This window comes from Streptacidiphilus pinicola (assembly GCF_003258295.1).
GTDB classification, from domain to species: domain Bacteria; phylum Actinomycetota; class Actinomycetes; order Streptomycetales; family Streptomycetaceae; genus Streptacidiphilus; species Streptacidiphilus pinicola.
The window spans coordinates 14,040-28,329 of the sequence record NZ_QKYN01000093.1 but is presented as its reverse complement, the minus strand read 5'-3'; the positions used below and the strand labels follow the sequence as shown (position 1 = coordinate 28,329).

Annotated in this window: 8 protein-coding genes; 3 read left to right on the top strand and 5 right to left on the bottom strand. The window is 72.8% G+C overall.

The genetic code is table 11. The features are described 5' to 3' along the window. Positions 1-4: 4 nt before the first annotated feature. The 5 genes from resB to hemL all read right to left on the bottom strand — a co-directional run bounded on the left by resB (position 5) and on the right by hemL (position 5,210). The gene (resB, locus tag DN069_RS23640) at positions 5-1,702 is read right to left on the bottom strand and encodes a cytochrome c biogenesis protein ResB (protein ID WP_111504010.1); all 1,698 of its coding nucleotides are present in this window, start codon (positions 1,700-1,702) and stop codon (positions 5-7) included. Next, complete coding sequence (locus tag DN069_RS23635; protein ID WP_243639643.1) at positions 1,702-2,448, bottom strand: cytochrome c biogenesis CcdA family protein; 747 nt, start codon at positions 2,446-2,448, stop codon at positions 1,702-1,704. The genes resB and DN069_RS23635 overlap by 1 nt, the downstream gene beginning before the upstream one ends. Then, on the bottom strand, positions 2,445-3,038 hold the full coding sequence (locus DN069_RS23630) for a TlpA family protein disulfide reductase (protein WP_111504008.1): 594 nt from the start codon (positions 3,036-3,038) through the stop codon (positions 2,445-2,447). The genes DN069_RS23635 and DN069_RS23630 overlap by 4 nt, the downstream gene beginning before the upstream one ends. Before the next feature lie 120 nt (positions 3,039-3,158). After that, positions 3,159-3,800 carry a histidine phosphatase family protein gene (locus tag DN069_RS23625; protein ID WP_111504028.1) on the bottom strand — a complete coding sequence of 214 codons (642 nt, stop codon included), beginning with the start codon at positions 3,798-3,800 and terminating at the stop codon, positions 3,159-3,161. Positions 3,801-3,836: 36 nt separating this feature from the next. Beyond that, complete coding sequence (hemL, locus tag DN069_RS23620) at positions 3,837-5,210, bottom strand: glutamate-1-semialdehyde 2,1-aminomutase (RefSeq protein ID WP_243639641.1); 1,374 nt, start codon at positions 5,208-5,210, stop codon at positions 3,837-3,839. A gap of 326 nt (positions 5,211-5,536) precedes the next feature. Here hemL and DN069_RS23615 point away from each other — a divergent pair, with 326 nt between their 5' ends. The 3 genes from DN069_RS23615 (at position 5,537) to DN069_RS23605 (ending at position 14,088) form a co-directional block, all read left to right on the top strand. Continuing rightward, entirely contained in the window at positions 5,537-6,040 is a 504-nt protein-coding gene (locus tag DN069_RS23615) for a hypothetical protein (RefSeq protein ID WP_341538496.1), read from the top strand. 101 nt (positions 6,041-6,141) lie between these two features. Then, positions 6,142-7,743: a hypothetical protein gene (locus DN069_RS40995; RefSeq protein WP_207892241.1), complete on the top strand. Its 1,602-nt coding sequence runs from the start codon at positions 6,142-6,144 to the stop codon at positions 7,741-7,743. A 150-nt stretch (positions 7,744-7,893) separates the two neighbouring features. Continuing rightward, positions 7,894-14,088, top strand: coding sequence for a non-ribosomal peptide synthetase (locus DN069_RS23605; protein WP_111504004.1), 6,195 nt, complete (start codon positions 7,894-7,896; stop codon positions 14,086-14,088). Positions 14,089-14,290: the final 202 nt, after the last annotated feature.

Below are 14,290 nucleotides of genomic sequence, written 5' to 3'. Positions count from 1 at the left end.
ACGTTCACTCCTTCTCGGCTGCGGTGGTGGCGGTGTTGCCGGCTGCGGGGTCTTCGGGCTCGTCCGGCAGGTCGGCCGGGGCGGTGTCCTGGAGGGCGAGGGCGAGGTCGGCGAGTTCCTCGGCGATGCGGGCCGACTCGCTGCGGGCCAGGCCCGCGATCTCGACGGTGGTGGCGCCGTCCGGGCCCTCGACGGCGCGGACCCAGATCCGGCGGCGCTGCACGAACAGCGAGCCGATCAGGCCCACGACTGCCATGACCGCGCTGATCAGCGCCCAGCCGGTGCCCGGGTTGTGGGCGACGGTGAAGTTGGCCCACTGCTCGACGCCGGTGAAGGTGACCGTGCCGCCGCTCGGCAGCTTGAAGCCCTGGCCCGGCTGGCGGTCGAACTTCAACGGCTGGCCGTCGACCGTGTACTGGGTCATGTGCTTGGTGTCGAGCTCGTAGATGCTCTGCGGCGCACCGGAGTTGTTGCCCAGGTCACCGTGGTAGACGGTGAGGTACATGTGCGGGTCGAGCAGGTCGGGGAAGACCGAGTGCGGGCCCGTCGTCTTGAACTCGGAGGCGGGCGCGGCGGTCGGCGTGAACAGGCCGGAGATGCCGAGCTGGGTGGCGTTCCCCTTGTTGTCGACGTAGCCGTCGTTGACCTTGATGGCGCAGGTCGAGGTGATGTTGCCGTCCTGCGGCAGGCAGGGGGTCGGGCCGTCGAAGACGACGTCGCCCTTGGCGTCGGTGACCTGGAAGACCGGCGCGTAGCCGTGCGCGGTCAGGTAGACGTTGCTGCCGTCGATCGCCAGCGGGTGGTTGACCTGGATGCTCGCCTTGACCGCCTTGGACGGGTCGCTGCCGGTCCAGTAGGAGACGTTGGCCTGGAAGGTGCGCGCGGTGCCTACCTGGGTGCCGCTGGCCTGGTAGGTCGCCTCGAACTTGTCCAGCTTGAAGCCGAACGGGACCAGGCTGTCGGCGGTGTAGAAGGTGCTCGGCATGAAGTCGTCGTACATGGCGACGTTGTTGCTGAACGCCTTGCCCTCGATGACGAGGACGGTGCCCATGCCGCCGAAGAGCTTGCCGACCGCGAAGGCGATCAGCATGCCGAACAGCGAGATGTGGAAGAGCAGGTTGCCGACCTCGCGCAGGTAGCCCTTCTCCGAGGTGATCGCGTCGCCGCTGCGGGCGACCCGGAAGCGGCGGCGGCGCAGCAGCGACTCGGCGGCGGTCAGCGTCCGCTCGGCGTCGGCGCTGGTACCCGTCCCGGCGGAGCGCCAGGTGGCGTAGACGGGCAGCCGCACCAGGTGCTTGGGCGCGGCGGGCGGCTGAGCGCGCAGCACGCCGACGAACTGCCAGGTGCGCGGGACGATGCAGCCCGCGAGGGAGATGAAGAGCAGCAGGTAGATCGCGGAGAACCAGAACGAGCTGTAGACGTGGAACAGCCCGAGCTTCTGGTAGATCGGCGCGAGGGTGCTGTGCTTGGCGACGAAGTCGGCGACCTTGGTCGGCGACGCGGCGGTCTGCGGCACCAGCGAGCCGGGGATGGCCGCGAGCGAGAGCAGGAACAGCAGGATCAGCGCGGTGCGCATGGAGGTGAGCTGCCGCCACATCCAGCGCAGCCAGCCGAGCAGGCCGATGCCGACGTCTCCCCCGCCCCCGTTGTCCTCCTTGGGGGCGGAGCTCAACTGCTCCGCGGCGTCGAGGTCGGTCGTCATCAGATACCCACCGTGTTGTTGGGGAACCAGTACTTCAGCTGCGTGGTGACCTGGTCCCACGCCCCGGTGACCAGCAGCAGGCCGACCAGGACGAGCATGCCGCCGCCGATCCGCATGACCCACTGGTTGTTGCGCTTGATCCAGCCGAACGCGGCGAGCGTCCGGCGGAAGGCGAGCGCGGCGACGATGAACGGCAGGCCGAGGCCGAGGCAGTAGGCGACGGTCAGCAGCGCGCCGCGACCGGCGCTCGCCTGGTTGAAGGAGAGGGTGTTGACGGCCGCCAGCGTCGGCCCGAGGCAAGGGGTCCACCCGAGCCCGAAGACGACGCCGAGAAGGGGCGCGCCGATCACGCCCATCACCGGCTTGCGGTGGCTGCGCAGCTCGCGCTGGGTGAAACCGGGCAGGAAGCCCATGAAAGCGAGGCCCATGAGGATCACCAGCACCCCGGAGACGCGGGTGATCGTGCTCTGGTACTGCGCGAGCGTGTTGCCGAAGTAGCCGAAGAGGGCGCCGCCGGAGACGAAAACGGCCGTGAACCCCAGCACGAACAGCAGCGAGCCGAGCGCCATCCGGCCGCGGCGGCGGCCGTCAGCGGCCGCGAGGTCGGCGGCGGAGAAGCCGGTGACGTAGGAGAGATAGCCGGGGACGAGCGGCAGCACACAGGGTGAGAAGAACGACACCATCCCCGCGAGCAGCGCGATCGGCAGGGCGAGCAGCAGCGCGCCGTGCAGGACCGTCCCGTTCACGACTTCTCCGCGATCACCGGATCGAGGATCTTGCTCAGCTGGTCGCTGGTCAGCGGCTGGAGCGCGCGGACGGCGATGCGGCCCTGGCGGTCGAGGATCAGCGTGGAGGGGATGGCCTGCGGGTTGAGGCTGCCCTTGGGGAACTGGAGCAGCAGCGAGCCGTCCTCGTCGTAGAAGCTCGGGTAGGTGAGCTTGTGCGCCGCGACGAACTGCTGGGCCTGGTCGATCTGGGTGTCGCGGGTGTTGATCCCGACGAACTCGACGCCCTTGGCCTGGTCGGCGGTGAAGACCTGCTCGAAGTCGTCGGCCTCGGCGCGGCAGGGACCGCACCAGGAGCCCCAGACGTTCAGGACGACGACCTTGCCCCGGTAGGAGGAGAGGTCGATGGCCTTGCCGTTCAGGTCCTTGCCGGTCAGGTTGATCGCCGCGCCGCGCTGCGCCGCCGGGACGGACACGGACTCGCCGGTGCCCGCCACGTAGCCGCTGTCACTGCCTCCGCCGGTCTCGGCGGCGTTGCTGCCGCTGCAGGCGGAGAGCATGAGAACGCCGCTCAGGGCGGCGAGTGCGAGCAGAGAGCGGCGGCGCGTCATGTGAAGAGTTTCGCATGCTTGTTTAGGGCGATTTCACGCCCCCCACGAATGCGTCGTGGTAGGCCCTTGACCTGCCACGACGCTTCGTGTAGTGGATATTTAATTGATCTTTATGCTCGCTCAGGCCCCGAATGACTTGTTGGTCAGGGGCCCCTTCTTGCCGGTCAGATGAGCCGGGAGCAGATCGCGGGCGGGCTCGCTGTAGCCGATGGAGACGATCTTGTCGCCCTCGTAGGTGAAGGACGTCAGGCTCGCCAGCGAGCACTGGCGGCGGCGCGGGTCGTGCCAGAGCCGGCGGTGCTCGGCGAAGCAGCGGGTGACCCAGATCGGCAGCTGGTGGCTGACGCAGACCGCCTCGTGGCCGCGCGCGGCGTCGCGGGCCGCGCCGAGCGCGCCCATCATCCGCACGACCTGCTCGATGTACGGCTCGCCCCAGGACGGCTTGAACGGGTTGGTCAGGTACTTCCAGTGGGACGGGTTGCTCAGCGCGCCGTCGCCGACGCCGAAGGTCTTGCCCTCGAAGATGTTGGCGGCCTCGATCAGCCGCTCGTCCTCGGCGACGGTCAGCCCGTGCGCGGCGCCGATCGGGGCGGCCGTCTCCTGGGCGCGGTCCAGCGGCGAGGCGACGACGTGGGTGATGTCGCGTCCGGACAGGTGGTCGGCGACCCGGTCGGCCATCTTCCGGCCGAGCTCGGAGAGGTGGTAGTCCGGCAGCCGCCCGTAGAGGATGCCCTCCGGGTTGTGCACCTCGCCGTGCCGCATCAGGTGGACGACGGTGATGTCGCTCTTGCTCACGGCTCAGTACCCCTTCTGGGTCGTTTCCGCGGCCGCGCGGGCCGCGACCGGCAGCGCGGCGGCGATGCGCTCCAGCGCGCGCTCGTCGTGCGCGGCGGAGACGAACCACGACTCGAACGCGGAGGGCGGCAGGTAGACGCCCTGGCTGAGCATGGCATGGAAGAAGGCGGTGAAGCGGAACGACTCCTGGGCGCGCGCCTCGTCGTAGTTGGTGACCGGCTGGTCGGTGAAGAAGACCGAGAACATGTTCCCGGCGGTCTGCAGCCGGTGCGCGACGCCCTCCTTGTGCAGCGCCTCGGTGACCAGCGCGCCGACCTCGGCGGCGACCTGGTCGACGGTCGCGTAGACGGCGTCGGTGCAGGCGCGCAGCTGGGCGAGTCCGGCGGCCGTGGCGACCGGGTTCCCGGAGAGCGTGCCCGCCTGGTAGACCGGGCCGGCCGGGGCGAGGTGGGCCATCACGTCGGCGCGGCCGCCGAAGGCCGCGGCGGGGAAGCCGCCGCCCATGACCTTGCCGAAGGTCATCAGGTCCGGCTTGACGTCCGCGGACCACCCTTCGTTCGCGGATTCGAAGCCGTACCAGCCGGCCTTGGAGACGCGGAAGCCGGTCATCACCTCGTCGGAGATGAAGAGCGCGCCGTTCGCGCGGCAGAGCTCCGTCAGCCCCTTGTTGAAACCGGGCAGCGGCGGGACCACACCCATGTTGCCGGGGGACGCCTCGGTGATCACGCAGGCGATCTCACCGGGGTGTGCGGCGAACGCGGCGCGGACGGCGTCGAGGTCGTTGTAGGGCAGCACGATCGTGTCGCCGGCCTGGGCGCCGGTGACGCCGGGGGTGTCCGGCAGCGCGAAGGTGGCGACGCCGGAGCCGGCCGCGGCCAGCAGCGCGTCGACGTGACCGTGGTAACACCCGGCGAACTTCACGACCTTGGCGCGGCCGGTGAAGCCGCGGGCCAGCCGGATCGCGGACATGGTGGCCTCGGTGCCGGAGGAGACCAGGCGCACCTGCTCGACCGGCGTGATCCGCGCCACGATCTCCTCGGCCAGCTCGACCTCGCCCTGGCCCGGCGTACCGAAGGAGGTACCCCGGGAGACGGCGTCCTGAACTGCGCCGATGACCTCGGGGTGGGCGTGGCCCAGGATCATCGGGCCCCAACTGCACACCAGGTCGACGTACTCACGTCCGTCGGCGTCGGTCAGCCACGGTCCCTGACCTGCGACCATGAAGCGGGGCGTGCCGCCGACGGCCTTGAAGGCGCGGACCGGCGAGTTCACCCCGCCGGGTGTCACGACGGACGCGCGTTCGAACAACGCCTGGGAGGCAGGTGCCTCGTACGGGTACGGACTGCCGATGGTGTGCTTGCTCACGAGATCGCTCACGGGAACATGGTCTCAAATCGCTGTCGTTTCAAAATCGCAGCCTCGCACACGGCATGTCCGCGCCGATCATCTGGGACGATGATCGGGCCATCCGGCGCACATGCGTGTGCGTCCTGCGGAGGTGCGCGGCGGCCTGTTGGCAAATCGACGACGGACGGTAAGGATGGTCCGGGGTGTCCGAGGAGCGTAGGGACTCCGAGTGCGGCGCGGGACGTGTCGGTGACGGCTGCGTCGAGCGGCCGGGCCGCGCTGCGCGCCGTGGGCGCGGGTTCGACAGGACGACGTCGCAGCGGGGCGACGGAGGTGGAGGTGCTGGCCGCGTGGGGGTGACCTACAAGTATTTCGGCGCACCCGACCGCGCCACGGCCGCCCGCGTTCCCACCGCCCTGGGCCGCGACGGCCTCGGTCTCGAAGCAGGCGAACTCGCCACGCTCGGTCGCCTGGGCGAGCTCCACGGCCTCGACGCCGGCGCGGACGGCTCCGACGAGCCCATCAGCGGCAGCCTCTCCACCAAGATCAAGCCGGAGACGGTCAGCGCGATGGTCCTCACCGGCATCCTGGGCATGCCCCTGAACGAGGTACCCCCACTGGAGCTGGTCGTCCTCCACCCGGACTACGCGGTCGTCCAGCTCCCCCAGTCCGTGGTCGAGCCCCTGCTCAAGGCGGACGAGGCGGAACTCGGCACGGCGGCCTTCATCTGGTCCACCGTCCCGGACCGCCGCGGCCCGCGGGACGCCTTCGTGATCTACCAGATGCTGCACGAGTGGCAGGACTTCGCGAACCGCCTGCATGACGCGGGGCACCAGCTCTACTGCCTGATGTGGCCGTGAGCTGATGCGCCGACCCCACCGTCCGGGGCGGTGGGGGGTGGAGTAGGGTCGCGGGCCGCAGCGGTCTCCTTCGGACCGCATCGGGCCCAGGGGGGATCCACGTGAACCGCAAGCTGTTGAGCCTGGCCGCCACCACCGTGTTGACGGCGGCGGCGGGTGCTCTGGGGGCTTCGCCGGCGCAGGCCGCCGGGGGCACGCTGACGGTGACCACGATCAGCCGGACCGGGGCGAAGGTCACGTCGAACGTGGTGCTGACCAACCCGAGGACCGGCGACCGGGTGACGGCCAAGAGCGGCAAGCCGGTCCGGCTGGCCACCGGATCGTGGTCGCTGGTGGTGGACATCGAGACGCCGGACAACTCGGTCTACCGGATGAGCGACACGCTCGCCGCCACGCAGGTCGCCGTCTCCGGGAACACCGCCGTGACGCTCGACGCGCGCAGGGGACGACCGGTCACCGCCTCGGTCGACGCCACCTCCGGCAAGGCCGCCTCCTCCTACGGCTCCGAGGAGACCGCGGTCGCCTGCCCCGTGAACGACATCGGCGGCGAGGTCGGCGTCTACAACATCCCGGGCAAGGTCTACGAGATCCCGAACCCGCGGGCGACCCAGTTCCGGTTCGCCTGGATGCAGACCTGGGCCTCGGACATGGCGAGCGGGCCGGGGCAGCCCTCCTCGAACGGGTTCTACGCCGTCACCCGGGTGACCAGCGGCCTGCCCGCCGCGCCGAACGCCGCCTTCCGGCAGGCCGGCATGGCCGAGGTCTCGCTCGCGATGCGGAACGGCGAAACCTCGCAACCGATCAACTCGGTGCTGGCCCAGCCCGCCCCCGCGGGCGGGAGTTGTGACTCGCAGCTCTACGGCTACGCCGACATGCTCGGCAACGGCGTCACCGGCAACGCCTACCTCTCCCCCGGTCAGTGGTCGCTCCAGGGCTACAACGACACCGGCGCGCAGGGGCTGGACACGTCCGCCACCACCGGGAACCTCAACCTGACCGGCGGGCGGCACATCTGGCAGACCTTCGGCCGCGCGGCGTGGGGGCCGGCGGCGGGCCTGCCGTACGTGACCGGGCGGGCCGTCACCTTCACCCCCTACAAGATGATCGCGGACACCGACGCGGGGACGAGCGGGTCCGCGGACACCCGCGACGTGGTGACGCTCAGTCAGGGCGGTCGGGTCCTGAAGCGGCAGACCCTGAAGGCGAGCTACGGCGCGCCGACCTTCTCCCAGCGGATCGGCGCGGCCGGCTGGTACGACCTCGCGGTGTCCGCCACCCGCGTGCTGCCCGCGCAGCTGACCACGGGGGTGACGCTGGACTGGCACTTCCACGCCGACCCCGCCGTCTCCGAGGTGGCCCCCGGCTACCTGGCCACGCTGAACCCGTGGGGGCTGAGTCTCGGCAACAGCGCGGCCCCGGGCAGCACCACCCCGGTCTCGATCAGCCTCCACCGCGTCAACGAGCCGTGGCCGGACGGCCAGCAGCACTTCGCCCCGGAGTCCGTCAAGGAGCTGCGCGTCTACGCCTCCCACGACGGCGGCAAGACCTGGCACTACGTCAAGGCCACCTGGTCCGGCGGCCAGTGGCTGGCGGAGGTCCCCGAGCCCGCGACGGCGGGAGCCGTGGCGCTGCGGACCTACGTCGTGGACACGGCGGGCGGCACCTCCACCCAGACGGTGTACGGCGCGTTCCTGGTGGGGTGAGCGCGAGGGCGCTCGTCCGAGGCACGCTCGTCCGGGGCACGCGACCGGCAGAACTACCGGTGAGTTGCCGTGCCGATTCCTGGGACCGGAGGGCGGGCGCGGCGAGGATCCGAGGGTGATGCCCCGACGCAGCCCCCTTGGAGCCCGGAGATGACGCCCTCCCGACTGGAAGCCGCCCTGCCGCTGACGCCCTTGCAGCACGGAATGCTGTTCCACGCCCTGTACGAGAACGAGGGTGTGGACGCCTACACGGTCCAGGTGGCCTTCGAGTGGTGCGGCCCCCTGGGATCCGACGCGCTGCGCGGGGCGCTGGAGCGGCTGGTGGCGCGGCACGCGGTGCTGCGGGCCGGGTTCCAGACGCGCAAGAGCGGCGAGCCGGTGCAGCTGATCAGCCGGAGCGTCGAGCTGCCGTGGCAGGAGCTGGACCTGCGCGGACTGGACGGGCCGGAGCAGCGGCGGAGGCTTGCCCGCTACCGCGAGGACGAGCGGGCCCGCCGGTTCGACCTGGCGCGGCCGCCGCTGCTGCGGGCGGCGGCGGTACGGCTGGACGACGACCGCCAGGTGCTGGTGCTGACGTACCACCACATCCTGCTCGACTCCTGGTCCTTCCAGCTGGTGCTCCAGGAGCTGTTCGCCCTCTGCGCCGCACCGGCGGGCGACGGGCTGCCGCCCGTGGTGCCGTTCCGCCGCTATCTCGCGTGGCTGGAGGCGCAGGACCGGGACGCGGCCGGCGAGGCGTGGCGCGCAGCGTTCGCCGGGTTCGAGGAGCCCACCCTGGTCGCGGCCGGACGTGGCGGCGACGCCGGTCCGCAGCGGCTGCCGAGGCTCACGTCCGTGGACCTGTCCGAGGAGCTGACCGACGCCCTGGTGCGGTCGGCCCGCCGGGCCGGACTGACCGTCAACACGCTGGTGCAGGGCGCCTGGGCGCTGCTGCTTGCGGGGCTGACCGGGCGGCAGGACGTGGTCTTCGGCCAGACCGTCTCCGGACGCCCGCCGCAGCTGGAGGGGGTGGAGGAGATCGTCGGCCTGCTGATCGGCGCCGCGCCGGTGCGGGTCAGCATGGATCCGAACGAGACGGTGACCGCACTGCTGCGGCGCATCCAGCGCGAGCAGATGGACCTGGAGCCGCACCACCACCTGGGCCTGTCGGAGATCCAACGCCGGGTCGGCCTGGGTGACCTGTACGACAGCACCGTGGCCTTCGCCAGCGGCCCGTCCGGGGTGGGCGCCGCCCACGACGACGTGCGCGTGGGCGACACGGCGGTCCGGGTGCTGCCCGACAGCCCCGGGGAGGGCGGCGCCGCGACCGGCTCCACCCACTATCCGCTGAACCTCACGGCGGCGGTGGGACGCTCGCTGCGGCTGGCGCTCAGCCACCAGGAGGACGTCTTCGACACGCTCGACGCGGACCGGCTGCTGGGGCGGCTGAGCACACTGCTGACCGTCTTCGCGATGGAGCCGGACACCCTCGTGGGCCGGATCCCGCTGCTGGCCGAGGACGAGCTGGAGAAGGTGCTGCGCAAGTGGAACGACACCGAGCAGCGGCTCCCGGAGGAGCTGACGCTGCCGGACCTCTTCCGGGCCCAGGTGGCGCGCACTCCCGCCGCCACCGCCCTCGTCTGTGCGGGACAGGAGCTGAGCTATGCCGAACTCGACGCACGCGTCCAGGAACTGGCAGCCGTGCTGCGCGCACGGGGGGTGGGTGCAGGCGACCGGGTGGCGGTCGCCGTCCACCGGTCGGTCGAGCTGGTCGTGGCGCTGCACGCGGTGCTGGCGACGGGCGCAACCTACCTTCCCGTCGACCCCGACTACCCCACCGAGCGCATCGGCTGGATCGTGGAGGACGCGCGTCCGGCGCTGGTGGTGACCACGGGCCGCGACGCCGGCGCGCTGCCGGAGGGCCCGCCCCGGCTGCTGCTCGACGAGCCGCTGCCGGGGGTGGACCGCTCGCCCGCGCGGCGCGCGACCCTGCCGGGCGACGCGGCCTATCTGCTGTTCACCTCCGGCTCGACGGGACGTCCCAAGGGCGTCGTGGTGTCGCACCGCGCCATCGTGAACAGCCTGGCCTGGATGCAGCACCGCTTCGGCCTGCGGCCGGACGACCGGGTGCTGCTCAAGACCTCGGCGGGTTTCGACACCTCGCTGTGGGAGCTGGTGTGGACGCTGCAGACGGGCGCCGCGCTGGTGATCGCCGAGCCGGGCGGCCACAAGGACGCCGCGTACCTGGCCGACCTGATCGACCGTGAGCGGGTCACGACCGTGCAGTTCGTCCCGTCGATGCTGCAGGCGTTCCTACTGGAGGAGCTGACCGGGCGGTGCCGGAGCCTGCGCCGGGTGTTCTGCATCGGCGAGGCGCTGCCGCCGCAGACCCGGGACCGGTTCCGCGCGGCTGGGTTCGACGCCGAGCTGCACAACCTGTACGGGCCGACGGAGGCCGCGGTGCAGATCACCGTGGCCGACGAGCTCATGGCGCAGGGCGTGGACGCGCCCGTCACCATCGGGCGTCCGATCTGGAACTCGCAGGCCTACGTCCTGGACGGGGCGCTGCGTCCGGTGCCGCCTGGTGTGGCCGGCGAGCTCTACCTGGGCGGGAGCCAGCTGGCGGACGGCTACACCAACCGCCCCGCGTTGACCGCGGAGCGCTTCGTCGCGGACCCGTACGGCGAGCCGGGCAGCCGGATGTACCGGACCGGGGACGTGGTGCGCTGGACCGAGGAGGGCGAGCTGGACTATCTCGGCCGCGCCGACGACCAGGTCAAGCTGCGCGGCCAGCGGATCGAGCTGGGCGAGATCCAGACCGCGCTGACCCGTCACCCCGCCGTGGGGCACGCCGTGGTCGTGGTGCGCGACGGCCTGGGCGGTGCCAGGCAGTTGGTGGGCTACGTCGTCGCCGCGCCGGGAGCCGTCCTTTCCCGGGACGAGCTGCTCGCGCACGCCTCGGCCACGCTGCCGAGCTACATGCTGCCGCAGACCCTGGTGGAGCTGGCCGAGCTGCCGCTGACGCCGAACGGCAAGCTGGACCGCAAGGCGCTGCCGGCGCCCCTCGCCGCGCCCGAGGCCGGGGGACGCCCGGTGTCCGGGCCGGCGGAGACCACGCTGGCGCGGCTGTTCGCGGCCGTCCTGCACGGCGAGGAGGCGGACGGCATCGGCGCGGAGGACAGCTTCTTCGAGCTGGGCGGCGACTCGATCACCTCGATCCAGCTGGTGGCCCGCGCCCGCCAGGCCGGGCTGCGGTTCACCCCCAAGGACGTGTTCACGCACCGCACCGTCGCCGCGCTGGCGCGGGTCGCGCAGACGGACGCTCCGCCCGTCGCCGAGCCCGCCGAGTCGGGCAGCGGAACGCTGCCGGCCACTCCGGTCATGCACTGGCTGGCCGACCACCACGGCCCCGTCGAGGACTTCGCGCAGGCGACCCTGCTGACCGTCCCCGCCGGTCTGGGCCGGGGACGGCTGGTGTCGGCGGTACAGGCGCTGCTGGACCGGCACGACGCGCTGCGGCTGCGGGCCCGGCGGCAGGGGCGGGCCCAGGCGGTGGGCGGCGAGCCGTGGGCGTTGGACGTGTCGCCCGCCGGGACTGTCCGCGCCTGGGACTGCGTGCGGCGGGTCCCGGCCGAGGGCCTGGACGCGGAGGCGCTGACCGCGCTGCTCGCCGTCGAGACGGCTCGCGCCCGCGCCGAACTCGCGCCCGAACTGCGGCAGGTGCTGCGCGTGGTGTGGCTCGACGCGGGCCCGGCCCAGGGGCGGCTGCTGCTGGTCGCCCATCACCTGGCGGTCGACGAGGTGTCCTGGCGGATCCTCGTGCCCGACCTGCGCGCCGCGTGGGAGGCGGCAGAGGCGGGGGGCGGCCCACACGCGCCCGCGCCGGTCGCCACCTCGCTGCGCACCTGGGCGCGACGGCTGACCGAGGCCGCGTCGCGGCCCGAGCGGGTCACCGAACTGCCCTTCTGGGAAGGCCTGCTGGCCGGCGGCGACGCGCCGCTGACGCCGCGTCCGCTCGACCCGGAGCGGGACGTGCACGGCACCGCCCGGTCCCGGTCCTGGACGCTGCCGCCCGAGCAGGCGCAGGCGCTGCTCGGCGCGCTGCCGACGGCGTACCGGGCCACCGTGGAGGAGGTGCTGCTCACCGGGCTGGCGCTGGCGGTCGAGCGCGGACGCGACGGGGAGGCGGGGGCCGACGGGGCACCGGCCGCCCCGGGCCTGCTGGTGGACCTCGAGGGCCACGGCCGTCAGCAGGACCACGGCACAGACCTGGACCTGGACCTGTCCGGGACGGTCGGCTGGTTCACCGACCTGCGCCCGGTGCGGATCGACCCCGGTGTGGGCGTCGACGGGACGCCGGTCACGCCCGGCACGGCGCTGAAGCGCGTCAAGGAGCAGGTCCGGGCGCTGCCGGACCACGGCATCGGCTACGGGCTGCTGCGCCGCCTCAATCCGCGGACGGCGCCGGTCCTGGCGGCGCTGCCGACGCCGCAGGTTGGGTTCAACTACCTGGGCCGCAGCGGCCGGACGGCTTCCGCGCTCTGGGCGTCGGCGCCCGAGGGCGCGGAGCTCGGCCCGATGGCGCACCCGGAGATGTCGCTCGCGCACGCGTGGGAGGTGACCGCCGTCGCGGCCGACACCGCGGACGGTCCGGCCCTGTGCCTGCAACTGATGTGGCCCGAGGGGCTGTTCACCGAGGAGCAGGCCGAGCGGCTCGGCTCCGCCTGGCTGGGCGCACTGCGCGAGCTGGCGGAGCACGCCGGGGCGCCCGGAGCGGGCGGGCTGACGCCCGCGGACGTGCTCCCGGCGGTCGTCGGGCAGCGGGAACTGGAGGGCTTCGAGGCCGCGGTGGCGCGGCACGGCGGCCGGCTGGCGGACGCGCTGCCGGTGACGCCGATGCAGGAGGGCCTGCTGTTCCACCATCGCTACCGCCCCGAGGCGCCCGACGTCTACCACGTGCAGCTGGTGCTGGAGCTGGGCGGCGCGGTCGAGCCGGCGGCGCTGCGCGCGGCCTGCCAGCGGCTGGTGGACCGCCACGCCGCGCTGCGCGCGAGCTTCCGCACCGGCGCCTCCGGCGCGCCGCTGCAGCTGGTCGCCGAGCGCGTCCAGGTCCCCTGGCAGGAGCTGACCGTCGACGAGGCGGGGGCGGCCGCGTTCCTCAGCGCGGACCGGCTGCGCCGTTTCGACGTGACCGAGGCGCCGCTGCTGCGGTTCGCCCTGCTGCGCGAGGGGACCGGCCGCGCCCGGCTGGTGCTGACGGTTCATCACGTACTGGTGGACGGCTGGTCCTTGCCGCTGCTCCTGAACGAGCTGAACGACCTGCTGGGCGGCGCGGAGGTGTCCGTCGGGACGCCGGTGCCGGTCCGCCCCTACTACGCCTGGCTGGCGGCCCAGGACCGGACGGCGGCGCGGGCGGCGTGGTCCGCCGCGCTCGCCGGGCTGGACGGGCCGACCCTGGTGGCTCCGGGCGTCGACGCGGCCGGGCTGCCGACCCTGCCGGAACGTGTCTCCACCGAGCTGCCGGAGGGGGTGACGCGGGATCTCGGCCGGCTGGCGCGCGCCGCCGACACCACGACGAACACCGTGGTCCAGGCCGCCTACGCGGCACTGGTGGGCGAGTTGACCGGTCGCCGGGACGTGGTCGTCGGGGCGACGGTGTCGGTCCGCCCGCCGGAACTGCCCGGGGTGGAGGCGATGGTCGGGCTGCTGCTCGCCACCGTTCCGGTGCGGGTCCGGCTGGAGGCGACGGAGTCGCTGACGACGCTGCTGCGGCGGCTGCACCGGGAACAGGGCGAGCTCGCCGCCCACGCCCACCTGGGCGCGGCGGAGATCGCGCGCGCGGCCGGCCTCGGACCGCTCCACGACGCCTCGATGGTCTTCGAGAACTACCCACAGGAGCAGCGGGAACAGCCGGAACAGGGCGGTCGGCCACGCGTCACCGGGATCGACGGCGTCGACGCCTACCACTACCCGCTCAAGCTCACCGCCGCGCCCGGGGAGCGGCTGCTGCTCGCGCTGGACCACCGGCCCGAGGCGATCCCCGCGCCGGTCGCGCGGCGGCTGCTGGCACGGCTCGTCGACCTGCTGACGGCGTTCGCCGCCGCGCCGGCGGACGGCAGCGTGGGCGCGTTGCTCGACGTCGCCGACCGCGACCCGGACCGGGCCGCGGAGTTGGCGGTGTTGGCGGGCGAGGTCCTGGGCCGCGCGGTGGGGCCCGGTGAGGACCTGTTCGCGGCGGGGCTCGACTCCGTCGGGGCGCTGCGGCTGGCCGGCCGGATCGGCCTGCGGTACGGGGAGGCGCCGGACGTGCACCGCGTCTTCGCCTGCCGCACGGCCGCCGGGCTCGCGGCGGCGCTGCACGGCTGATCGACCGACCGCGAGGAGCGGCCGGGCACCGAAAGGTGCCCGGCCGCTCTTTTTTGCGTTCCCGTTCCGTTCCGGTTCCCGATCCCGTTCCCGTTCCCGCCCGCGTTCCCGTTCCTGTTCCGTTCCCGGCAGAATCCCGGCGGTACCGGACGGTATCGAGGAGCGGTATTGCCGGGAACGAAACGGGAATTGCCGGGACGCT